We start from the raw sequence: 23,086 nt of genomic DNA on the forward strand, positions 1-23,086 counted from the left end.
ATGGCTTGTTGGGCCACGGGGCGCGCGCTGCGAAGGCTGGTCCTTGCGCTCGTGCTGCTCCTTGCCGCGAGCGTGCCGGGGCAGGGGCCGGGCGCGTTCTCCGGCGCGGTCGCGCTGGCGCAGACCCAGACGGGCGAGCTGCCCGACTATGAGGCATGGGAGCGCGTGGCCAGCCGCGCCGAGGATGCGGTGCGCAGCGCCGGCGCCTCGGATCGGGCCTATGAGGAGCTCCGGGCCGAACTCGTGACGTGGCGCGCGCGTTTCGAGGCGGCGCAGAAGTTCAATGCCGACCGCATCGAGACCGTCGAGCGTCAGCTGGCCGCGCTCGGCCCGCCGCCGGCCGAAGGGGAGAGCGAGCCTGAGGACGTCGCCGCGCGACGGGCCGAACTTCAGCGCCAGCTCGAGGAGCTGAAGGCGCCGGTGCGCCGCGCCGAGGAGGCATTTCAGCGCGCCGAGGGGCTGATCCGCGAGATCGACAAGCTTCTCGCGGCGCGCCGGGCCGAGAAGCTGCTGACCCGCAGCGTCTCGCCGCTCAATCCGGTCAACTGGCCTCCCGCGCTGCTGCGTCTGCAACGCTCCTGGGTGGCGCTGCAGGGCGAGGTTGCCAGCAACTGGAAGCGTCTTTCGGCATCCGGGCAGCTTGGCGAGGATCTCCCGCTGCGGCTTGGGGTCTTCCTCGTGGCCCTTGCCTTGCTGCTCCGGGGGCGCAAATGGGCTGGTCGGCTGGCGGCGCGATGGCAGGAGCGCTTTGACAACGACTTGCCGGCGCTGGTTGCCTCGTTCGGTGAGGTGGCGCTGCCCACCGCCGGCGTCTATGCGATCGTGCGGCTTTTGAACGACACCGGCCTGCCGGGGCTCAGGCTGGGCGCCATTCTCGAGGCCGCGCCGATCCTGGTTCTGGCGATCACGCTTGCGCTGTGGGTGGCCGAAAGGGTCTTTCCCAGCGCGCTGCCCTCGCCGATCCTGCCGAAGATGCAGGCCTCCAGTCGGCTGCGCGCGCGGCAGCTCGCCACCCTCGCCGCGCTGGTCTTCGGTCTGCACTCGGCGCTGGTGTCCCTGGCCGAGGCGGTGGACTACGACCTCGAAATCGTGGCGGTGGCCTATTTCCCCGGCATCGTGCTCGAGGGGGCGCTCCTGTTCCTTCTGGGGCGGCTGATGGCGCGGGAGGCGCAGCACAACGATCCGGGATTCCAGACCTCCGCGATTCTCATCGTCGCCCGGGCGCTCATGGCGGTCGGCCTCTTCGCGCCGCTCGCCGCCGCCGCCGGGTACACCAACCTCGCGCTGCGCTCGCTGTTTCCGGCCGGAGAGAGCCTGCTGCTCCTCGGGATTCTGGCGATCTTCCACAACATTTCGCTGGAGTTTTACCGGCTGATCGCCCGTGTGGACCGGGCCCAGGCGCAGAATTCCCTCGTCCCGATCATCTTCACCTCGCTCGCCGTGCTGGGCTCGCTTCCGGTGTTCGCGCTGATCTGGGGCACCCGCCCGGCGACGCTGGCCGAATACTGGATGCGGCTGCGCACGGGCTTCCAGATCGGGGAGACGCGCATCCAGCCCGGCGATTTCGTGATGCTCGTCGTGGTGTTCACGGTGGGCTACATGCTCACGCGGCTGGTGCAGAATGCGCTGCGCACGACGATCCTGCCCAAGACGCGCATCGAGCCGGGGGCGCAGAACGCCATCGTCGCGGGGGTCGGTTATGTGGGTGTGGTGCTGGCGGCGCTGTTTGCGATCAGCACCACCGGGCTCGACCTCTCGTCGCTGGCGCTGGTCGCCGGTGCGCTTTCGGTCGGTATCGGTTTCGGCCTGCAGAACATCGTCTCGAACTTCGTCTCCGGCATCATCCTGCTCATCGAGCGGCCCATCGCCGAGGGCGACTGGGTCGAGGTCGGCGGGCACATGGGCACGGTGAAGTCGATCTCTGTGCGTTCGACCCGGATCGAGACCTTCGACCGCCAGCTGGTGATCGTTCCGAACGCCGATTTCATCTCGAGCGCGGTGGTCAACTGGACCCGCGGCAACCTGCTTGGGCGGGTGGTGCTGCGGATCGGGGTGGCCTATGGCAGCGACACGCGAAAGGTGGAGGAGATCCTCACCGAGATCGTGTCTTCCCATGACATGGTGCTGCGCGATCCGCCGCCGCGGGTGACCTTCGAGGAGTTCGGGGCCGATTCGCTGAACTTCGTGATCCGTGCGGTGATCTATGACGTCAACCAGATGCTCTCGATCCGCAACGAGCTCAACCACCGCATATATGCGCGGCTGACCGAGGAAGGCATTCAGATCCCCTTTCCGCAAAGGGATGTGTGGCTGAAGAACCCCGAGGATGTCGCCGCCGCTCTGACGCGGCCGGCGCGCGACGCCACCCCGGGAAGGTAGGGCGCATGACCGAGCCGCTCTATCACCGCGACGCCTATGCGCGCGAGGCGCTGACGCGGGTAGCCGCCGTCACCGAGGAGGGGGCGATCATCCCCGAGGCCAGCATCTTCTTCCCGCGCGGCGGCGGACAGCCCGGCGACAGTGGCGTCATCCGCTGGGAAGGCGGCGCGGCGACGATTGCCGATACCGTCAAGGGAGAGGGCGGAGCGGTGCTCCTGATCCCGGCCGAGGGAGCGGCGCTGCCCCGGCCGGGAGCCGAGATTCACATGGAGCTCGACTGGGTGCGGCGCCATGCGCACATGCGCGTGCACACCGCCCTGCATCTGTTGTCGGTCGTGATCCCCTTGCCGGTGACGGGGGGCGCCATTTCGGCCGGCAAGGGCCGGCTCGACTTCGACATGCCCGAGGCGCCGCAGGATCGCGATGCGCTCGAGGAGGCGCTCAATGCGCTCGTCGGTCGCGATCTCGAAGTGCGCGAGGAGTGGATAACCGACGCCGAGCTCGCCGCAAATCCGGGCCTTGTGAAGACCATGTCGGTCATGCCGCCGATGGGGCAGGGGCGCGTGCGGCTCATCCGCATTGGCGATGAAGACGAAACCGTCGACCTGCAGCCCTGCGGCGGCACCCATGTGGCGCGCACAGGCGAGATCGGCCCGCTCAGGCTCGGCAAGATCGAGAAGAAGGGCAGGCAGAACCGGCGCGTCACCGTTCATCTGCTGGAGAACTGATGGCTCGGCTGCGCGTCTTCCTTCACAGCCGGTTGGTGCTGTCGGGGCTTCTGGCCGTCACCCTTCTCGCCGGATACCTGGTGTTCCGCTACTTCTACGAGGTGGCGGGCGACTTTCCGTTCAGCCAGGAGATGCTGCTGGTCTTCATCGGGGCGATCGCCACGGTGCTGATCACGGCGCTCCTTCTGATTCAGCAGACCGATCTGGAGCTGCGCAAGGAGGGGCAGGTCCTGCTTCTCGACCGCAAGGCGCAGATCTACAACGCGCTGATCGACCACATCGGCGAGATCGTCGAGAAGGGGCGGCTTGATCCCGCGGCGCTGGCCGATCTGCGGGTGCTCAACCACAAGCTCGCCATGGTGGCCAGCGCCGAGGTCATAGATCGCTTCTCGGATGTGCTCGCCCGCCTCGATACCGCCGGCCACGACGTGCTGGTGGACGAGGCGGAGCGGCGCGAGATCATGCGTGCGGTGGCGGTGTTGACCTACTGGATGCGCCGCGATCTTCTGGGCCGCATCGACACCGAGGACGAGGAGGCGGTGCTTGCCGCGATCAAGGCCAACAACGCCGACCTCGAGTAGTTTGCGCAGCCGCCGCCGCGACATGCGCATTTGATCTGGATTCCCGCGCGTGAACGTATAGAAGGCGGCGGCGAAGCGCGCCGCTTCGGTTGACCGTCCGGGGCGCGGGGCGTAGGTTGCACCGCGCGCGCCGGCGGCGTGGCGATGAGGCCGGAGAGAGTGCCGCGCGGCTGCGAGACCAAGGAGAATTTCGGTGGAAGACCTCCTCAGAGAATACCTGCCGATCCTGATCTTCCTGTGCCTGGCAATCGGGCTTGGGCTGGTCCTGATCCTTGCTGCGGCGGTCATTGCCGTGCGCAATCCCGACCCTGAAAAGGTGTCGGCCTATGAATGCGGCTTCAATGCCTTCGACGACGCGCGCATGAAGTTCGACGTGCGCTTCTATCTGGTCTCGATCCTGTTCATCATCTTCGATCTGGAGATCGCCTTCCTCTTCCCCTGGGCGGTGGCCTTCGGGGCGCTGAGCGATGTGGCATTCTGGTCGATGATGGTGTTCCTCGGGGTCCTGACCATCGGTTTCGCCTATGAATGGAAGAAGGGGGCGATGACATGGGAGTGAGCACCGCCCTGAACGACGCGGGTTTCGACCGCGAGATCGGCGCCGAACGGCTGAGCCGGGAGGTCACCGACAAGGGGTTCCTGCTGACCACCACCGAGGACATCATCAACTGGGCGCGCACGGGCTCGCTCCACTGGATGACCTTCGGCCTCGCCTGCTGCGCGGTTGAGATGATGCACGCCTCCATGCCGCGTTATGATCTCGAGCGCTTCGGCACCGCGCCGCGCGCCTCTCCGCGCCAGTCCGACCTGATGATCGTGGCCGGCACGCTGACCAACAAGATGGCGCCCGCGCTGCGCAAGGTCTACGACCAGATGCCCGAGCCGCGCTACGTCATCTCCATGGGCTCCTGCGCCAATGGCGGGGGATACTATCACTACAGCTACTCGGTGGTGCGCGGCTGCGACCGCATCGTGCCGGTTGACATCTATGTGCCCGGCTGTCCGCCCACGGCCGAGGCGCTGGTCTACGGCATCATGGCGCTGCAGCGGAAGATCCGCCGCACCGGCACCCTGACCAGATAGCGAGGACAGCGATGAGCGAAGCCCTGCGCGAACTCGGCGCCCAGATCGAGGCGGCGCGGCCCGACTGCGTGCTCTCCTGGGCGGTGTCCCATGGCGAGCTGACGGTGGAGATCGCGCCGAGCGCCGTCGTCGGTTTCATGGAGTACCTGAAGACCAACGACACCTGCCTGTTCCGCACGCTCGTCGACATCACCGCCGTGGACCACCCCGAGCGCGAGGCGCGCTTCGACGTGGTGTATCACCTGCTGTCGATGCACATGAACCAGCGCATCAGGGTGAAATATGCGCTGCGCGAAGGCGAGATGGCGCAATCGATCGTCGAGGTCTATCCGGCGGCCAACTGGTTCGAGCGCGAGGTGTTCGACATGTTCGGCATCCTCTTCGCCGGCCACCCGGACCTGCGCCGGATCCTCACCGATTACGGCTTCCGCGGCTATCCCTTGCGCAAGGATTTTCCCACCACCGGCTATGTCGAGGTGCGCTGGGACGAGGACGAGAAGCGCGTGGTCTACGAGCCCGTGGAGCTTGTGCAGGAATACCGACAGTTCGACTTCATGAGCCCCTGGGAAGGGGCGAAATACATCCTGCCGGGGGATGAACGGGCCGGGGAGGGCACGAAATGATGGGTGGCATGTGGTGGTCGGGGCCGGGCGGCCTTGTCTGGTTCTTGATCTATGCGGTTCTGGTGGTGGTGCCGTTCTGGCGGCTCCTGCCGCGCTTTGGCATCCCCAACTGGGTGGCGCTGGTGGCAATCTTTCCGCTGGGGGCGCTGATCCTGTTGTGGGTAATGGCCTTCCGCGACGAACTTGGCGGGCGGCGCGGCTGACAGGTGGAGGCCGCCTCCGAAGCGGCCCATGCGAGGTATGAGGCGATGGACGGAAACTTCGGCGACGCGCTGACCGGCGAGCAGAGGATCCGCAATTTCAACATCAACTTTGGCCCGCAACACCCTGCGGCGCATGGTGTTCTGCGGCTGGTGCTGGAGCTTGACGGCGAGGTCGTCGAGCGCGCCGACCCGCACATCGGGCTGCTGCATCGCGGCACCGAGAAGCTGATGGAGAGCCGCACCTATCTGCAGAACCTGCCCTACCTCGACCGGCTCGACTATGTCGCGCCGATGAACCAGGAGCATGCCTACTGCCTTGCGATCGAGAAGCTCGTGGGCGTCAGGGTGCCACGCCGGGCCTCGCTGATCCGGGTGCTTTACTCGGAGATCGGGCGGATCCTGAATCACCTGCTCAACGTCACCACGCAGGCGATGGACGTGGGCGCGCTCACCCCGCCGTTGTGGGGCTTCGAGGAGCGCGAGAAGCTCATGGTGTTCTACGAGCGGGCCTGCGGGGCGCGGCTGCATGCGGCCTATTTCCGCCCCGGCGGGGTGCACCAGGACCTGCCGCCGCAGCTTCTCGACGACATCGGCGAATGGGCCGAGGCGTTCCCGAAGGTGCTCGACGATCTCGAAGGGCTCTTGACGGAGAACCGCATCTTCAAGCAGCGCAACGTCGATATCGCCGTGGTCAGCCCCGAGGAGGCGCTCGACTGGGGCTTTTCGGGGGTGATGGTGCGCGGCTCGGGGCTGGCGTGGGATCTGCGGCGCGCCCAGCCCTACGAGTGCTACGACGAGTTCGACTTCCTCGTTCCGGTCGGCAAGAACGGCGACTGCTATGACCGCTATCTCGTGCGCATGGCCGAGATGCGCGAGTCGACGAAGATCATCCTGCAGGCGCTGGAGAAGCTGCGCCAGCCCGAGGCGCAGACCGATGTGCTCGCCCGCGGCAAGATCGCGCCACCGAAGCGCGGCGAGATGAAGCGCTCGATGGAGGCGCTCATCCATCACTTCAAGCTCTACACCGAGGGCTTCCGTGTGCCGGCGGGCGAGGTCTACGCCGCGGTCGAGGCGCCGAAGGGCGAGTTCGGCGTCTATCTGGTCGCCGACGGCACCAACAAGCCTTACCGGGTGAAGCTGCGCGCGCCGGGCTTTCTGCATCTGCAGGCGATGGACCACCTCTCCAAGGGGCACATGCTGGCGGATGTGGCGGCCATCATCGGCACGCTCGATATCGTCTTCGGGGAGATCGACCGCTGATGGCAGGCGCGGCGGCCGGGTGGATTCTGGAAGGGCGCCCCGCATGAGGGCGGCGGCGCGGCTTGGCGTGGCGCTCCTCGTTGCGGGATGCGCCGGGCTGCCCGAGGGGCTGGAGCCGGCGGACCGCGAGGCCTTCGAGGTGGCGGCCGAGACGCTCGACTGCCGGCTCGTGACCGTCGAGGACTATGACGCGGTGGCCTTTCAGGCCGCGCTGAGCCGCGAGGAGGTTCTGAGGCTCGCCGGTGCCGCGCTTGGCGCCGGGCGGGCGGAGAGATTGCCCGAGGGGGGCATCCGCATCACCGCGGGGCCCTGCGCCGGGAAGAACTGACGAGAAGCGTCGGCGCGCGAGCCGCCGGCCGTGGCGCGCCGAGTGCGCGCGTTGTGAAGGAAGGGGTTTCTTGATGCTGCGACGCCTGCACCACGAGCAACCGGAAAGCTTCGAATTCACGCCCGAGAACCGGGCTTGGGCGGAGGCGCAGATCACCAAGTATCCGCCGGGGCGGCAGGCGTCGGCGATCATCCCTCTCCTGTGGCGCGCGCAGGAGCAGGAGGGCTGGCTCACCCGCCCGGCGATCGAATACGTCGCCGACCTGCTCGGCATGCCCTACATCCGGGCGCTCGAGGTGGCGACCTTCTACTTCATGTTCCAGCTCCAGCCGGTGGGTTCGGTGGCGCATGTGCAGGTCTGCGGCACCACGTCGTGCATGATTTGCGGGGCGGAGGACCTGATCGCCGTCTGCCGCGAAAAGATCGCGCCCGAGCCGCACCAGCTTTCGGCCGACGGGAAGTTCTCCTGGGAGGAGGTCGAGTGCCTCGGCGCCTGTGCCAACGCGCCGATGGTGCAGATCGGCAAGGACTATTACGAGGATCTGACGGCCGAGCGCTTTGCCGAAATCCTCGACGAGCTGGCGGCGGGGCGCGTGCCGGTGCCGGGGCCGCAGAACGGCCGCTACGCCTCCGAGCCGCTTTCGGGCCTCACGAGCCTCGGCGAATACGAATCGGGTCGCACGAAGTACAACGCTTCGGTGCAGCGGGCCGTCGATCTGGGCGACACCATCAAGCGCATCGACGGCAGCGAAGAGCCGCTGCGCACGCCGTGGCTCGAGGGCGGCAGCGGCCGCCCCGAGCGGCCCGCCGCCGCGCCGGAGGCGCCCGAGCCGCGCCCGGCCTCCGGTCATCCGGTGGACGAGACAGGCGTGGACACGCGCGAAGCGCCGGTTCGCCCGGCCGGGGAGCCCCCGCGCGCAGAGGGCGAACAGCCCATCGGTCGCCGCCCCGAAGGGCTTGCCGCCCCGCGCGACGGCAAGCCTGACGATCTCAAGAAAATCAAGGGTGTGGGGCCCAAGCTCGAGCAGCTTCTCAACAGTCTGGGCTTCTATCATTTCGATCAGATCGCCACATGGACCGAGGACGAGATCGCCTGGGTCGACGAACATCTGGAAGGCTTCAAGGGGCGCGTGAGCCGCGACAAGTGGGTCGAGCAGGCGAAGATCCTGGCATCGGGAGGCGAGACAGAGTTTTCCAGACGCGCTAAGTATTGAGGGACCGAAAAGACCAGAACGCGACATGGGGGGTTGAAATGACCACGCGCAACGAACGGTCCCTTAATGCGGTGCTGCTGCCGGCCGGGCTGGCCGGCCTCATCGTACTCGTCATCCTGTGGCTGATCTTCGGCGCCGGTTTCTGGGGCGCCTTGCTGTGGGGCGTCATTGTTGCCGTGGCCGTGGCGCTGGTGCTTCTCTACCGGAGGGGCGAGCCGCGATCAGGCGGTCAGGAAGCCGCGGCGCCGTCATCGGCTGAACGCGCGGCGGCGCCAGCGGCAGAACCTTCGCAAGCCGCGCCCGGAGCCGCGCCCGCGGAAAAGCCCGCGCCGCCAGCGCCTGCCTCGCAGGCGACGGCTGCAACGCCCGCTTCGGCAGACGCGCCGAAGGCGGCGCCTCCATCGCCTGCGCCCGAGCCGACGTCGGCGCCGCCTGCGCCCGCGCGCGAGCCCACGTCGGCGGCGCCCGCACCCGCTGCCGAGGACAAGGCAGCGCCCCCCGCGCCGGCAAAGCCCGCCTTCCTCTCGGCCCCGCGCGAGGGTGGGCCGGATGACCTGAAATTGATCAAGGGGATCGGGCCCAAGCTCGAGAAGATGCTCAACGAGATGGGCGTCTATCACTTCGATCAGATTGCCGCCTGGACCGAAGCCGAGGTGGCGTGGGTTGACGAGAACCTCCCCGGCTTCAAGGGGCGTGTGAGCCGTGACAACTGGGTGGAGCAGGCAAAGATCCTGGCAGAGGGCGGCACCACCGAGTTTGCGGCCCGCGTAAAGAAGGGGGATGTCCATTGAAGCGGTTGACGCGCGGGGAAAACGGGTGAATGAGCGGCGGGTCGGACAGGGAGCGCTCGCTCGCGCGACAGGGGCGGCTGGTGGCGGCGGTAATCGCCGTCACGGCGGTGCTTTGGCTCGCGGCGCAGTGGCTCGGGGGCAAGCTTGGACTGCCGCCGCGCTACGCGTTCCTGTTCGACTTCGCCGCGCTGGCGGCGTTTCTCTGGGCGCTGATCGTGGGCTGGCGGCTGTGGCGCCAGAGCCGGGACGACAAGTGAAGGAAGGCCGATGCTGAGCGACAAGGACCGGATTTTCACCAACCTCTACGGCATGCATGACCGCAGCCTCGCCGGCGCCCGCGCCCGCGGCCACTGGGACGGCACGAAGGACATCCTTGCCAAGGGGCGGGACTGGATCATCGACGAGGTCAAGGCGAGCGGCCTGCGCGGTCGCGGGGGGGCGGGGTTTCCGACCGGGCTGAAGTGGTCCTTCATGCCCAAGGAGTCGGATGGCCGGCCGGCCTATCTCGTGATCAACGCCGACGAGTCCGAGCCCGGCACCTGCAAGGACCGGGAGATCATGCGCCACGATCCACACACCCTGATCGAGGGCGCGCTGATCGCCTCCTTCGCCATGGGCGCGCACACCGCCTACATCTACATCCGCGGCGAATACATCCGCGAGCGCGAGGCGCTGCAGGCGGCGATCGACGAGTGCTATGACGCAGGGCTGATCGGCAAGAATGCCTGCGGCTCGGGGTGGGACTTCGACCTGTTCGTGCACCACGGCGCCGGCGCCTACATCTGCGGGGAGGAAACCGCGCTTCTGGAAAGCCTCGAGGGCAAGAAGGGCATGCCGCGGATGAAGCCGCCGTTCCCCGCCGGCGCCGGGCTCTACGGCTGCCCGACCACCGTCAACAACGTCGAGTCGATTGCGGTGGTGCCGACCATCTTGCGCCGGGGCGCCGACTGGTTCGCGTCCTTCGGCCGGCCGAACAACTCGGGCACGAAGATCTTCGCCATTTCCGGCCATGTGAACAACCCCTGCGTTGTCGAGGAGTCCATGTCGATCTCCTTCGAGGAGCTGATCGAGAAGCACTGCGGCGGCATTCGCGGCGGCTGGAAGAACCTCAAGGCGGTGATTCCCGGCGGCTCCTCGGTGCCCTGCGTGCGCGGCGAGGACATGCGCGACGCGATCATGGATTTCGACGCGCTGCGCGAGAAGGGCTCGAGCCTCGGCACGGCGGCGGTGATCGTCATGGACCAGTCGACCGACATCATCAAGGCGATCTGGCGGCTGTCGAAGTTCTACAAGCACGAGTCCTGCGGCCAGTGCACGCCCTGCCGTGAGGGCACGGGCTGGATGATGCGGGTGATGGAGCGGCTGGTGAAGGGCGAGGCCGAGATCGAGGAGATCGACATGCTCTACGACGTCTCGAAGCAGGTTGAGGGCCACACCATCTGCGCGCTTGGCGATGCGGCGGCGTGGCCGATCCAGGGACTCATCCGCAACTTCCGGGACGAGATCGAGGACCGCATCCGCGCGGCAAAGACGGGCCGCGTGAGCGCGGTGGCGGCGGAGTAGGCGGCATGACGGGGCGCGGGGTGATCCTGGGAATTTGCGCACTTCTGGCGCTTTCGGCCTGCGGCCGGCTGTTTGGCCAGGGCGAGGGGACGGGCGAGGCCAGCTTCGGGGGCTTGAAGTTCGATGCCAAGCTGACCGCCTCGGCCGATGACCGGCGCGCCTTCACCGTGGTGGTGCGCGAGGCGGCACGCAACATCGAGGCGGCGCAGGAGGCGGGCCGCTACGAGGCGGTGGCCTATTGCCTCTACAATTTCGGCGCCTCCGACATGGAATGGACGGCGGGCCCCGATCTTCCGGCCGATCAGATCGTGCTGGAGGATGGGGCATTGACGATGAGCGGGCGCTGCACCGCCCGCTAGGGCCGGGGCGCGCGCGCAGTTGCAGGGAATGACCGGCCGCGTCGCGGCAGGGATGACGGGATGAAGCCATGAGCGAGACGCGCAAGATCATCATCGACGGCCGCGAGATCGAGGTCGATCCGGCAATGACGCTGATCCAGGCCTGCGAGCAGGCGGGCATCGAGATTCCGCGCTTCTGCTATCACGAGCGGCTGTCGATCGCCGGCAACTGCCGGATGTGCCTCGTGGAAATCGTCGGCGGCCCGCCCAAGCCCGCGGCCTCCTGTGCGATGCAGGTGCGCGATCTGCGCCCCGGCCCCGAGGGCCAGCCGCCCGAGGTGCGCACCAATTCGCCGATGGTGAAGAAGGCGCGCGAGGGGGTGATGGAGTTTCTCCTGATCAACCACCCGCTCGACTGCCCGATCTGCGATCAGGGCGGCGAGTGCGACCTTCAGGATCAGGCGATGGCCTATGGCGTGGATTTCTCGCGCTACCGCGAGCCCAAGCGGGCGGTGGATGATCTCGACCTCGGGCCCTTGGTCGAGACGCACATGACGCGCTGCATCTCCTGCACCCGCTGCGTGCGTTTCACCACGGAAGTGGCCGGCGTCTACGACATGGGTCAGACCGGCCGCGGCGAGGATGCCGAGATCACCACCTATCTCGGCAAGACCATCGATTCGAACCTGCAGGGCAACATCATCGACCTCTGCCCGGTGGGCGCGCTGGTCTCGAAACCTTACGCCTTCACCGCCCGGCCCTGGGAGCTGACCAAGACCGAGACCATCGACGTGATGGATGCGCTGGGGTCGAACATCCGCGTCGATGTGAAGGGCCGGCAGGTGATGCGCATCCTGCCGCGCAACCACGACGGGGTGAACGAGGAGTGGATTTCCGACAAGACCCGTTTCGTCTGGGACGGGCTGCGCCGCCAGCGGCTCGACCGCCCCTACATCCGCGAGAACGGGCGGCTCAGGCCCGCCGACTGGGACGAGGCGCTCGAGGCTGCGGCGCGCGCGCTCAAGGGCGCGAAGAAGGTTGCGGGGCTCGTCGGCGATCTCGCGCCCGTGGAGGCGGCCTATGCGCTGCGGGAGCTCGTGCACGGTCTCGGCGGCGTGGTGGAATGCCGGGTGGACGGCGCCAAGCTGCCGGCGGGGAACCGTTCGGGCTATGTCGGCACGGCGCGGATCGAGGAGATCGACAGCGCCGAGATGATCCTGCTGGTCGGCACCAACCCGCGCGACGAGGCGCCGGTGCTGAATGCGCGCATCCGCAAGGCCTGGCTCGCCGGGGCCGAGGTGGCGGTGATCGGGCCGAAGGTCGATCTCACCTACGACTATCACCACATGGGCACGGGCCGCGCGGCGCTGACCGAGGCCGCGGCACGGGGCGTGCCGGGCGCAGCGAAGGAGAAGCGCTCCATCGTCATCGTGGGGCAGGGGGCGCTGATGGGCCCAGACGGCGAGGCGGTGCTCGGTCAGGCGATGAAGCTCGCCGAAGTGTCCGGCTCGAAGCTTCTCATTCTCCACACCGCCGCCGCGCGTGTGGGCGCGATGGATGCGGGCTGCGTCACCGAGGGCGGCATCGACGCCGCGCTCGACCGTGCCGATGTGATCTATGCGCTTGGGGTTGACGAAATCGAGCTGCCCGAGGGCGCCTTCGTCATCTATCAGGGCAGCCATGGGGATCGGGGGGCGCATCGTGCCGACGTGATCCTGCCCGGCGCGGCATGGACGGAGGAGCCGGGGCTCTTCGTCAACACCGAGGGGCGCCCGCAGATGGCGGTGCGCGCCAATTTCCCGCCGGGCGAGGCCAAGGAGAACTGGGCCATCATCCGCGCGCTCTCCGGCACGCTTGGCCATGCGCTGCCGTTCAACGCGCTGCCCGAGCTGCGCGCGCGGCTGTGGGAGGAGGTGCCGCATCTGCGCGAGATCGACCGGGTGCCGGAGAACGTGTGGCAGCCGTTGCCGGCCGTGCGCCCCGGCGAGGGCGATTTCCCGCTCCCGATCGCGGATTTCTATCTGACGAACCCCATCGCTCGTGCCTCCACCGTGATGGCCGAACTTTCGGCGCGGGCGCGGGCGCGCACGCAGGCCGGGGCGATGGCCGCCGAATAGGACGATGCCGAGGGTTCGTCCCATAACGGCACGCGCCGCGGCCGCTGCCGGACTTGCCGGGCTGTGCGCCGGTTGCGTCGCGGGTGCGGGCGGGCCTTCGGGAGGTGCCGCGATGGCTGGGGCCGCGCAGGATGTGGAATATCTCGGTCTCGAGACGCGGCTTCTCGATGACGACATCGTCAAGTTCGAGGCCCGCGTGCGCGGTCAAGAGGGGCGAGCCGCTGCCATCGCCTACAGCGAATGCGCGGCGGCGCAGTATGCGCTGATCCGTGGCTACGGCTTTGCGCGGCATTTGCGGACGAATGTCCACGAAGAGGCTGGAATCTGGCGGGCAGATGCGGTTTACACCGTCTCGCCGGCGCTGCCCGAAGGGCTTCGGACGATTGACGCCGAGGTCGTGGTGGCCAACTGCAAGGACAACGGCATTCCGACTGTGTGAGGGGACATGGCCGATTTTCTGAACACGAACGCCGGAATCGCGCTCACGATCGTGGCGCAGGGGCTGCTGATCATCTCCTTCGTGATGATCTCGCTCCTGTTTCTGGTCTACGGCGACCGCAAGGTCTGGGCGGCGGTGCAGATGCGCCGTGGGCCCAATGTGGTGGGCGCCTGGGGGCTTCTGCAGTCGGTCGCCGATGCGCTGAAGTATGTGGTGAAGGAAATCGTCATTCCCGCCGGTGCCGACCGGCCGGTATTCCTGCTCGCGCCGATGATCTCCTTCGTGCTGGCGATTCTGGCCTGGGCGGTGATTCCCTTCTCCGAAGGCTGGGTGCTGGCCGATCTCAACGTGGCCATCCTCTTCGTCTTCGCCGTCTCCTCGCTCGAGGTCTACGGCGTGATCATGGGCGGCTGGGCGTCGAACTCGAAATACCCCTTCCTCGGCTCGCTCAGATCGGCGGCGCAGATGATCTCCTACGAGGTGTCGCTGGGGCTCATCATCATCGGCATCATCATCTCGACGGGTTCGATGAACTTCACCGACATCGTGCATGCCCAGGACGGGGCCTACGGGCTTTTCTCCTGGTACTGGCTGCCGCACCTGCCGATGGTGGCGCTGTTCTTCATTTCGGCGCTCGCCGAGACGAACCGGCCGCCGTTCGACCTGCCCGAGGCGGAATCGGAGCTCGTCGCGGGCTATCAGGTGGAATACTCCTCCACGCCCTTCCTTCTGTTCATGGCCGGCGAGTACATCGCCATCTTCCTGATGTGCGCGCTCATCTCGCTTCTGTTCTTCGGCGGTTGGCTCTCGCCCATTCCGGGCCTGCCCGATGGGGCGCTCTGGATGGTGGCGAAGATGGCCTTCTTCTTCTTCCTCTTCGCGATGATGAAGGCGATCACCCCGCGCTACCGCTACGACCAGCTCATGCGGCTGGGCTGGAAGGTGTTCCTGCCGATGTCGCTCGGTTGGGTGGTGATCGTGTCCTTCCTCGCGAAATATGAGCTTCTCGGCGGCGCCTGGGCGCGCTGGGACATGCTGGGGGGCTGAGATGGATGGCGTGAGGCGCATTCGGGGCCGCACGGGTCAGCCCGCTGCCAGCCTGCTTGATGGGTGCGAAGGGCGGCGCCCGGCCCGGGGTGGGCGCTGGAAGCGCCCGCCCATGGGGGCGGGGCGGGCGCTGCCCGGCCTGACGGTCGGGCGGATGGCCGTTCGTTGTGCGTCGGCTGTTGTCGATGAAGGTGGCGTTTTGCGAAAGGGAGCGTGCCGATGACCCAGATCGACTGGACCCGCGCCACGAAATACTTCCTGCTGTGGGATTTCCTGAAGGGCTTCGGGCTGGGGATGAAGTATTTCTTCGCGCCCAAGGCCACGGTGAACTACCCGCACGAGAAGGGCCCGCTTTCGCCCCGCTTCCGCGGCGAGCATGCGCTGCGCCGCTATCCCAACGGCGAGGAGCGCTGCATCGCCTGCAAGCTATGCGAGGCGATCTGCCCTGCCCAGGCCATCACCATCGACGCCGAGCCGCGAGAGGATGGCTCGCGCCGCACCACGCGCTACGACATCGACATGACCAAGTGCATCTACTGCGGCTTCTGTCAGGAGGCCTGCCCGGTGGATGCGATCGTCGAGGGGCCGAACTTCGAGTTTGCCACCGAAACCCGCGAGGAGCTCTTCTACAACAAGGAGAAGCTTCTGGAGAACGGCGAGATGTGGGAGGCGGAGATCGCCCGCAACATCGAGCTCGATGCTCCCTATCGCTGAGCGCCGAGGGACGAGGAAGAGACCATGAGCGTCGCCGATTTCACCTTCTACCTCTTCGCCTTCGCCACCGTCGCGGGCGGGCTTTTCACCGTCATCTCGCGCAACCCCGTGCATTCGGTGCTGTGGCTCATCCTCGCCTTCATCTCCTCGGCGGGGCTGTTCGTGCTGCTCGGTGCCGAGTTCGTGGCGATGCTCCTGATGATCGTCTATGTGGGCGCGGTCGCGGTGCTCTTCCTCTTCGTGGTGATGATGCTTGACGTCGATTTCGCCGAGCTGAAGGCGGAGATGGCGCGCTACATGCCGCTGGCGCTGTTGATCGGCGTGGTGCTCCTGATGGAGCTCGGCATGGCCGTGGGCCACTGGGCCTTTGCGCCCGATGCGCCCGCGCTCATCGCCGCGCCCGCGCCCGATCCGGCCGAGCTGCACAACACCGCCGCGCTTGGGCGGCTCATCTATGACGACTACATCCTCTTGTTCCAGCTTGCCGGGCTGATCCTTCTGGTGGCGATGATCGGGGCGATCCTGCTCACCCTGCGCCACCGCAAGGATGTGAAGCGGCAGGACGTGCTGGCGCAGATGTATCGCGACCCGGCCAAGACGCTGGAACTGAAGGACATCAGGCCGGGACAGGGGCTTTGAGCTGAAGCCTTGGGCCGAGGCCCGCAGCGCCGCGGCAGAACGGCGCGACGAGGACGGAACTTGAACGGATACGGAGGGACCGGATGATCGGGCTCGAGCATTACCTGACGGTGGCCGCGACGCTGTTCGTGATTGGCGTCTTCGGCATCTTCGTCAATCGCAAGAACGTCATCATCGTTCTGATGTCGATCGAGCTGATCCTTCTGGCCGTCAACATCAACCTCGTCGCCTTCTCCGCCTTCCTCGGCGATCTTGTGGGCCAGATCTTCACCCTTTTCGTGCTCACCGTGGCGGCGGGCGAGGCGGCCATCGGGCTTGCCATTCTCGTCTGCTTCTTCCGCAACCGCGGCACCATCGACGTCGAAGACGTCAACGTGATGAAAGGCTGATCCGGCATGGAGACGATCATCCTCTTCGCGCCCCTTCTGGGCGCCGTCATCTGCGGCTTCGGCTGGCGCGTCATCGGCGAGGCCGCCGCGCAATGGACGGCCACGGGCCTTCTTTTCCTCGCCATGATCCTGTCATGGGTCGTGTTCCTCGGCCATGACGGGGTGAGCGAGCAGGTGCGCCTGTTCCGCTTCATCGAATCGGGCACGCTCGCCACCGACTGGGCGATCCGGCTCGACCGGCTGACCGCGATCATGCTGATCGTGGTGACCACCGTCTCGGCCTTCGTGCATCTCTACTCCTTCGGGTACATGGCCCACGACGAGAACTTCCGCGAGGGCGAAAGCTACCGGCCGCGCTTCTTTGCGTATCTGTCCTTCTTCACCTTCGCGATGCTGGCGCTGGTGACCTCGGACAACCTCGTGCAGATGTTCTTCGGCTGGGAGGGCGTGGGCGTTGCCTCCTATCTTCTGATCGGCTTCTACTTCCGCAAGCCAAGCGCCAATGCCGCCGCCATGAAGGCCTTCATCGTCAACCGGGTCGGCGACTTCGGCTTCGCGCTCGGCATCTTCGCGATCTTCTTTCTGGTCGACTCCATCGACTTCGACGTGATCTTCACCGCCGCGCCCGAGCTTGCCGAGACACGGCTGACCTTCCTCTGGAGCGACTGGAACGCGGCCAATCTGGTGGCGTTCCTGCTCTTCATCGGCGCCATGGGCAAGTCGGCGCAGCTCTTCCTGCACACCTGGTTGCCCGACGCGATGGAAGGCCCCACGCCGGTTTCGGCGCTGATCCATGCCGCGACCATGGTGACGGCGGGGGTGTTCCTCGTCTGCCGGATGTCGCCGCTCTACGAGTTCGCGCCGGACGCCAAGACCATCGTGGTGATCATCGGCGCCTCGACGGCCTTCTTTGCCGCCACCGTCGGCCTCGTTCAGAACGACATCAAGCGGGTGATCGCCTATTCGACCTGCTCGCAGCTTGGCTACATGTTCGTGGCCGCGGGCGTCGGTGTCTATTCGGTGGCGATGTTCCACCTCCTCACCCACGCCTTCTTCAAGGCGCTGCTCTTCCTTGGCGCGGGCTCGGTCATCCACGGCATGCACCACGAGCAGGACATGCGCCGCTACGGCGGGTTGAGGCACAAGATGCCGCTGACCTTCTGGGCCATGCTGATCGGCACGCTGGCGATCACCGGCGTCGGCATCCCGCTCACCACCATCGGCTTTGCCGGCTTCCTGTCGAAGGATGCGATCATCGAGAGCGCCTGGGCCGGAGAGGGCGCGGCCGCCGACTACGCCTTCTGGCTTCTGGTGATCGCGGCGGTCTTCACCTCCTTCTATTCCTGGCGACTGATGTTCCTGACCTTCTGGGGCGAGCCGCGCGGCGACAGGCACACCCACGAGCACGCCCATGAAAGCCCGCCGATCATGCTCATCCCGCTCGGCGTCCTCAGCCTTGGGGCGATCTTCTCGGGCATGGTCTGGTACGGCTCCTTCTTCGGCAAGCATGAGGAGGTGAACGCCTTCTTCGGCATTCCGGCCCATGCCGAGGCGCCGGCCCATGCCGAGGCCAAGACCGAGACGGGCGCGCATGGCTTGGCCGGGGAGGGCAAGGCCGAGGTCATCGGCTGGCATCCGGGGCAGGGGGCAATCTACATGCACCCCGACAACCACGTGCTCGACGAGGCCCACCACGCGCCGAAATGGGTGAAGCTCTCGCCCTTCGTCGCCATGTTGCTGGGGCTCTTCACGGCATGGATGTTCTACATCCGCCGCCCCGAATGGCCCGCGCGGCTCGCCGAGATCCACCGCCCGCTCTACCTGTTCCTGCTCAACAAGTGGTACTTCGACGAGATCTACGACTTCGTCTTCGTCCGGCCCGCGCTCTGGCTCGGGGATGTGCTCTGGCGGCGCGGTGACGGCGGGGTGATCGACGGCACGATCAACACCGTGGCGATGCGGTTGGTGCCCTTCTTCACCGGCCTCGCGGCGCGCGCCCAGTCGGGCTATGTCTTCCACTATGCGTTGGCGATGGTCATCGGGATCACCGCGCTCGTGACCTGGCTGATGATCGCCGGAGGGACGCACTGATGACCAACCTTCTCTCCATCGTCACCTTCCTGCCGCTGGTGGCGGCGGCGATCCTGGCGCTGTTCCTGCGCGGCGAGGACGAGGCGGCGCAGCGCAACGCCAAGTGGCTGGCGCTGATCGCCACCACGGCCACCTTCATCGCCTCGCTCTTCCTGCTCGCGGGCTTCGACCCGAACGACACCGGCTTTCAGTTCGTGGAGGAGCGCGACTGGATCCTCGGGTTGAAGTACAAGATGGGGGTGGACGGCATCTCCATCCTCTTCGTGCTGCTCACCACCTTCCTCATGCCGCTGACCATTGCCGCCTGCTGGGACGTGCGGGTGCGGGTGAAGGAATACATGATCGCCTTCCTCGTGCTCGAGACGCTGATGATCGGCGTCTTCACCGCGCTCGATCTGGTGCTCTTCTACCTCTTCTTCGAGGGCGGCCTCATTCCGATGTTCCTGATCATCGGCATCTGGGGCGGGAAGGACCGCATCTATGCCGCCTTCAAGTTCTTCCTCTACACCTTCCTCGGCTCGGTGCTCATGCTGGTGGCGATGATCGCCATGTACATCGATGCGGGCACCACCGACATCCCGACGCTCCTCAACCACCAGTTCTCCTCGGACACGCTCTCGGTTCTGGGCTTCCGCGTCATCGGCGGCGTGCAGACGCTGTTGTGGCTCGCCTTCTTCGCCTCCTTCGCGGTGAAGATGCCGATGTGGCCGGTGCACACCTGGCTGCCGGACGCCCACGTTCAGGCGCCGACCGCCGGCTCGGTGGTGCTGGCCGCGATCCTCCTGAAGATGGGGGGCTACGGTTTCCTGCGCTTTTCCGTGCCGATGTTCCCCGTGGCCTCGGAGCTTCTGGCGCCGCTGGTCTTGTGGCTCTCGGCGATCGCGGTGGTCTACACCTCGCTCGTCGCTCTTGCCCAGACCGACATGAAGAAACTCATCGCCTACTCGTCGGTCGCGCATATGGGCTATGTCACGGCGGGCATCTTCGCCTTCAACGCGCAGGGGCTTGACGGCGCCATCTTCCAGATGCTGAGCCACGGCTTCGTCTCCGGGGCACTTTTCCTGTGCGTGGGCGTCATCTACGACCGGATGCACACCCGCGAGATCGACGCCTATGGCGGGCTCGTGAACCGGATGCCGGCCTATGCGGCGGTGTTCATGCTGTTCACGATGGCCAACGTCGGGCTGCCCGGCACCTCGGGCTTCGTGGGCGAGTTCCTGACGCTCATGGGCATCTTCCAGGTCAATACCTGGGTGGCGGCGGTGGCGGCCACGGGTGTGATCCTCTCGGCGGCCTATGCGCTGTGGCTCTACCGGCGCGTGGTGCTCGGCGACCTGATCAAGGAAAGCCTCAAGGCCATCACCGACATGAATGCGCGCGAGAAGGCGATCTTCGCGCCGCTCGTGGCGATGACGCTTCTCCTCGGGGTCTATCCGAGCCTCGTCACCGACATCATCGGGCCCTCCACGCAGGCGCTCGTCAGCCAACATCACACCGCGGTCGGCGGGCCGGAGGCGCCCGCGACCATGTTCGCGCACAACTGAGGATTTGCGGCCGATGACACTTGCCGATTTCTCGACGCTCCTGCCCGAGATCCTGCTTTCGGTCTTTGCCATGGCGGCGCTGATCTTCGGCGTCTTCACCGGCAAGGACCGCAGCGCGCCGCTCATCCTGTGGGTGTCGGCGGGGATGCTGGTGCTGGTCGCGATGTGGATCCTGAGCGCCGGCGGCGGCGGGCGCACCGCCTTCGCGGGCATGTTCATCGACGACGCGTTTGCGCGCTTTGCCAAGGGGGTGACGCTGCTCGCCGCCGCCGCGGTGCTGCTGATGAGCGAGGCCTACATGGAGCGGCGGGGGCTGCTGCGCTTCGAATACCCCATCCTCGTGGTGCTCGCCGCGGTGGGGATGATGGTGATGGTCTCGGCCGGAGACCTCATTGCGCTCTACATGGGGCTCGAGCTGCAGTCGCTGGCGCTTTATGTCGTCGCGGCACTCAGGCGCAACAGCGTGAAATCCACCGAAGCGGGGCTGAAATACTTCGTCCTCGGCGCGCTCTCCTCGGGGCTTTTGCTCTACGGCGCCTCGCTTGCCTACGGCTTTGCCGGCACCACCCGCTTTGCCGGGCTGATCGCTGCGGCCGAGGGTGGCGAGATTTCGCTGGGGCTTCTGATCGGCCTCGTCTTCATCCTCGCCGGGCTTGCCTTCAAGGTCTCGGCCGTGCCCTTTCACATGTGGACGCCCGATGTCTACGAGGGCGCGCCGACGGCGGTGACCGCCTTCTTCGCCACCGCGCCCAAGATGGCGGCGATGGGGCTCATCGCGCGCGTGCTTTTCGACGCCTTCGGCAGCGTGCCGGGCGACTGGGGCCAGATCCTCGCGCTTCTCAGTCTTCTGTCGATGTTCCTTGGCGCCATCGCCGCCATCGGCCAGCGCGACATCAAGCGGCTGATGGCCTATTCCTCGATCGCCCACATGGGCTACGGGCTGATGGGGCTCGCCGCGGGCACCGCGCTCGGCGTGCAGGCGATGCTTGTCTACATGGCGATCTATGTGACGATGAACGTCGGCACCTTCGCCTTCATCCTGTCGATGGAGCGCGACGGCAAGCCGGTGACGGACATCGCCTCGCTCAACCTCTATGCGCGCGCCGAGCCGGGGCGGGCGCTGGCGATGCTGGTGCTTCTGTTCAGCCTTGCCGGCGTGCCGCCGATGCTGGGCTTCTTCGGCAAGTTCTACGTGCTGCAGGCGGCGGTCGATGCGGGGCTGGCCTGGCTTGCCATTGCCGGGGTGATCGCCAGCGTCATCGGCGCCTTCTACTACCTGCGCATCGTCTATTACATGTACTTTGGTGAAGAGGGGCCGGGGCTTGACCGCACCGCCATGCCGGCCATGGCTTGGGCGATGCTGATGATCTCGGCCGCGGCGATGCTTCTTGGCACGATCAACCTCTTCGGGGTTGACGGGCTGGCGGCGGAGGCGGCGGCCGCGCTGGTCAATTGATGACGGAGGCTGCGCGCCTTCCGGTACCGCCGCCCTGGCCGCATGGCGTGGACAAGGTGGTGCTCCCCGAGGTGGACAGCACCATGAGCGAGGCGGCGCGGCGGGCGGCGGTGCTCGACGGGCCGGCATGGATACTCGCCCACCGCCAGACCGCCGCGCGCGGCCGGCGCGGCCGCGAATGGGTCGAGCCCGCGGGCAATTTCGCCGCCACCTGGGTTGGCCGCCCCCGGATCGCAGCCACGCGGGCCGCCCTTCTCGGCTTCGCCGCCGCGCTCGCGCTCTGGGAGGTCTGCGCGCTTCTCACGCGCGCCCCCGAGCGCCTCGCGCTGAAATGGCCGAACGACCTGTTGCTTGACGGCGCCAAGCTGTCCGGGATCCTGCTGGAGGCCCAGAGCGCGGGCGAGCAGCCGGAGTTTCTGGCCGTCGGCATCGGGGTCAATCTTGCCGCGGCGCCGCCGGTGCAGGCCCTCGAAGAGGGCGCGCTGCCCGCGATTGCGCTCGAACCGGCCACCGGGGTTCGGGTCACACCCGAAGCGCTGCTTGACCACCTTGCGCCGGCCTTCGCCGGATGGAGCGCGCGACTTGAGGCGGAAGGCTTCCTGCCGCTGCGCGAGGCGTGGCTTGCCCGCGCCGCGGGGGTGGGCCAGCCAGCCGTGGCGCGCATGCCGCGCGAGGAGCTGCGCGGCACCATCGAGACGCTTGACGAGGAAGGCCGGCTCATCCTCGCCACGCCCAAGGGCCGGCGGGCGATTGCCGCCGCCGACATCCTGTTCTGAGGCCTGCCCATGCTGCTCTGCATCGACTGCGGCAATACCAACACCGTGTTTTCCGTCTGGGACGGCGAGAGGTTTCTCGTCACGCTGCGCACGAGAACCGACCACCAGCGCACTGCCGACCAGTATTTCGTCTGGCTCTCCACGCTCCTCGAGCATCACCACATCGCTCTCGACATCACCGGCGTCGCGATCGCCTCGTCAGTGCCGCGCGTGGTGTGGAACCTGCGGGTCTTCTCCGATCGCTACTTCGGGCTGCGCCCGCTGGTCGTCGGCAAGCCCGACTGCGCGCTGCCGGTGCCGCCGCGGGTCGATCCGGGCACCGCCGTCGGCCCCGACCGGCTCGCCAATGCCGCCGGCGCCTTCGCCCGCCACGGCGGCGACTGCATGGTGGTCGATTTCGGCACCGCCACCAACATCGACGTGGTTGCCGAGGACGGCGCCTATGTCGGCGGGGTGATCGCGCCGGGCGTCAACCTCAGCCTCGAGGCGCTGCACATGGGGGCGGCGGCGCTGCCGCATGTCGATGTCACCCAGCCTGAGCGGGTGATCGGCACCAACACCGTGGCCTGCATCCAGTCGGGCATCTTCTGGGGATATGTCGGCCTCGTGAAGGAGCTGACGCAAAAGGTGCGCGAGGAATACGGCCGGCCGATGAAGGTGATCGGCACCGGCGGGCTGGCGCCGCTCTTTGCACAGGGCGAGCCGCTCTTCGACACCATCGAGGATGACCTGACGCTCTACGGCCTCACCGTCATCCACCGTTTCAACGCGGAAGGGAGCTGAA

Annotated in this window: 25 protein-coding genes; all 25 read left to right on the forward strand. The window is 67.0% G+C overall.

Features of this window, described 5'->3' with window-relative positions; all coding sequences use genetic code 11:
• On the forward strand, positions 1-2,379 hold the full coding sequence (locus BLQ14_RS12770; RefSeq protein ID WP_092500959.1) for a DUF3772 domain-containing protein: 2,379 nt from the start codon (positions 1-3) through the stop codon (positions 2,377-2,379).
• Positions 2,380-2,384: 5 nt separating this feature from the next.
• A complete protein-coding gene (locus BLQ14_RS12775) occupies positions 2,385-3,107 on the forward strand; it encodes an alanyl-tRNA editing protein (protein ID WP_092500960.1) in 723 nt (240 codons plus the stop codon).
• The gene (locus BLQ14_RS12780; RefSeq protein WP_092500961.1) at positions 3,107-3,688 is read left to right on the forward strand and encodes a hypothetical protein; all 582 of its coding nucleotides are present in this window, start codon (positions 3,107-3,109) and stop codon (positions 3,686-3,688) included. The genes BLQ14_RS12775 and BLQ14_RS12780 overlap by 1 nt, the downstream gene beginning before the upstream one ends.
• A gap of 193 nt (positions 3,689-3,881) precedes the next feature.
• On the forward strand, positions 3,882-4,247 hold the full coding sequence (locus BLQ14_RS12785) for an NADH-quinone oxidoreductase subunit A (protein WP_092500962.1): 366 nt from the start codon (positions 3,882-3,884) through the stop codon (positions 4,245-4,247).
• Entirely contained in the window at positions 4,238-4,771 is a 534-nt protein-coding gene (locus BLQ14_RS12790) for a NuoB/complex I 20 kDa subunit family protein (protein ID WP_092500963.1), read from the forward strand. Before BLQ14_RS12785 ends, BLQ14_RS12790 begins: the two co-directional genes overlap by 10 nt.
• Before the next feature lie 11 nt (positions 4,772-4,782).
• The gene (locus BLQ14_RS12795) at positions 4,783-5,394 is read left to right on the forward strand and encodes an NADH-quinone oxidoreductase subunit C (RefSeq protein WP_092500964.1); all 612 of its coding nucleotides are present in this window, start codon (positions 4,783-4,785) and stop codon (positions 5,392-5,394) included.
• The gene (locus BLQ14_RS12800; RefSeq protein WP_245657104.1) at positions 5,391-5,597 is read left to right on the forward strand and encodes a hypothetical protein; all 207 of its coding nucleotides are present in this window, start codon (positions 5,391-5,393) and stop codon (positions 5,595-5,597) included. Before BLQ14_RS12795 ends, BLQ14_RS12800 begins: the two co-directional genes overlap by 4 nt.
• Before the next feature lie 45 nt (positions 5,598-5,642).
• Complete coding sequence (locus BLQ14_RS12805; protein WP_092500965.1) at positions 5,643-6,857, forward strand: NADH-quinone oxidoreductase subunit D; 1,215 nt, start codon at positions 5,643-5,645, stop codon at positions 6,855-6,857.
• A 43-nt stretch (positions 6,858-6,900) separates the two neighbouring features.
• Entirely contained in the window at positions 6,901-7,185 is a 285-nt protein-coding gene (locus BLQ14_RS12810) for a hypothetical protein (protein ID WP_092500966.1), read from the forward strand.
• 73 nt (positions 7,186-7,258) lie between these two features.
• A complete protein-coding gene (locus BLQ14_RS12815; RefSeq protein ID WP_092500967.1) occupies positions 7,259-8,398 on the forward strand; it encodes an NADH-quinone oxidoreductase subunit E in 1,140 nt (379 codons plus the stop codon).
• A gap of 38 nt (positions 8,399-8,436) precedes the next feature.
• Positions 8,437-9,189 carry an NADH-quinone oxidoreductase subunit E gene (locus BLQ14_RS15550; protein ID WP_245657105.1) on the forward strand — a complete coding sequence of 251 codons (753 nt, stop codon included), beginning with the start codon at positions 8,437-8,439 and terminating at the stop codon, positions 9,187-9,189.
• A gap of 29 nt (positions 9,190-9,218) precedes the next feature.
• Positions 9,219-9,446 (forward strand): DUF5337 family protein, encoded by a 228-nt coding sequence (locus tag BLQ14_RS12825; protein ID WP_092500968.1) that lies wholly within the window; start codon positions 9,219-9,221, stop codon positions 9,444-9,446.
• A gap of 10 nt (positions 9,447-9,456) precedes the next feature.
• Positions 9,457-10,752, forward strand: a complete 1,296-nt coding sequence (nuoF, locus tag BLQ14_RS12830; protein WP_092500969.1) for an NADH-quinone oxidoreductase subunit NuoF — start codon at positions 9,457-9,459, stop codon at positions 10,750-10,752.
• A 5-nt stretch (positions 10,753-10,757) separates the two neighbouring features.
• The gene (locus BLQ14_RS15450) at positions 10,758-11,111 is read left to right on the forward strand and encodes a hypothetical protein (protein WP_092500970.1); all 354 of its coding nucleotides are present in this window, start codon (positions 10,758-10,760) and stop codon (positions 11,109-11,111) included.
• A 68-nt stretch (positions 11,112-11,179) separates the two neighbouring features.
• Positions 11,180-13,207: an NADH-quinone oxidoreductase subunit NuoG gene (gene nuoG, locus BLQ14_RS12840; protein WP_092500971.1), complete on the forward strand. Its 2,028-nt coding sequence runs from the start codon at positions 11,180-11,182 to the stop codon at positions 13,205-13,207.
• Between the two features lie 112 nt (positions 13,208-13,319).
• The gene (locus tag BLQ14_RS12845) at positions 13,320-13,646 is read left to right on the forward strand and encodes a hypothetical protein (RefSeq protein WP_245657106.1); all 327 of its coding nucleotides are present in this window, start codon (positions 13,320-13,322) and stop codon (positions 13,644-13,646) included.
• Positions 13,647-13,652: 6 nt separating this feature from the next.
• Positions 13,653-14,693, forward strand: coding sequence for an NADH-quinone oxidoreductase subunit NuoH (gene nuoH, locus BLQ14_RS12850; RefSeq protein WP_092500973.1), 1,041 nt, complete (start codon positions 13,653-13,655; stop codon positions 14,691-14,693).
• A gap of 219 nt (positions 14,694-14,912) precedes the next feature.
• Entirely contained in the window at positions 14,913-15,407 is a 495-nt protein-coding gene (gene nuoI, locus BLQ14_RS12855; protein ID WP_092500974.1) for an NADH-quinone oxidoreductase subunit NuoI, read from the forward strand.
• A 24-nt stretch (positions 15,408-15,431) separates the two neighbouring features.
• Entirely contained in the window at positions 15,432-16,046 is a 615-nt protein-coding gene (locus BLQ14_RS12860) for an NADH-quinone oxidoreductase subunit J (protein WP_092500975.1), read from the forward strand.
• 83 nt (positions 16,047-16,129) lie between these two features.
• Positions 16,130-16,435 (forward strand): NADH-quinone oxidoreductase subunit NuoK, encoded by a 306-nt coding sequence (gene nuoK / locus BLQ14_RS12865; RefSeq protein WP_092500976.1) that lies wholly within the window; start codon positions 16,130-16,132, stop codon positions 16,433-16,435.
• Between the two features lie 6 nt (positions 16,436-16,441).
• Positions 16,442-18,526, forward strand: coding sequence for an NADH-quinone oxidoreductase subunit L (gene nuoL / locus BLQ14_RS12870; protein WP_092500977.1), 2,085 nt, complete (start codon positions 16,442-16,444; stop codon positions 18,524-18,526).
• On the forward strand, positions 18,526-20,070 hold the full coding sequence (locus BLQ14_RS12875) for an NADH-quinone oxidoreductase subunit M (RefSeq protein WP_092500978.1): 1,545 nt from the start codon (positions 18,526-18,528) through the stop codon (positions 20,068-20,070). The genes nuoL and BLQ14_RS12875 overlap by 1 nt, the downstream gene beginning before the upstream one ends.
• 13 nt (positions 20,071-20,083) lie before the next feature.
• The gene (gene nuoN, locus BLQ14_RS12880) at positions 20,084-21,526 is read left to right on the forward strand and encodes an NADH-quinone oxidoreductase subunit NuoN (RefSeq protein ID WP_092500979.1); all 1,443 of its coding nucleotides are present in this window, start codon (positions 20,084-20,086) and stop codon (positions 21,524-21,526) included.
• Positions 21,526-22,302, forward strand: a complete 777-nt coding sequence (locus tag BLQ14_RS12885; protein ID WP_092500980.1) for a biotin--[acetyl-CoA-carboxylase] ligase — start codon at positions 21,526-21,528, stop codon at positions 22,300-22,302. Before nuoN ends, BLQ14_RS12885 begins: the two co-directional genes overlap by 1 nt.
• Before the next feature lie 9 nt (positions 22,303-22,311).
• A complete protein-coding gene (locus BLQ14_RS12890) occupies positions 22,312-23,085 on the forward strand; it encodes a type III pantothenate kinase (protein ID WP_092500981.1) in 774 nt (257 codons plus the stop codon).
• Position 23,086 lies beyond the last annotated feature (1 nt).

Origin of the sequence: Meinhardsimonia xiamenensis (assembly GCF_900102905.1) — a bacterium.
GTDB lineage: Bacteria > Pseudomonadota > Alphaproteobacteria > Rhodobacterales > Rhodobacteraceae > Meinhardsimonia > Meinhardsimonia xiamenensis.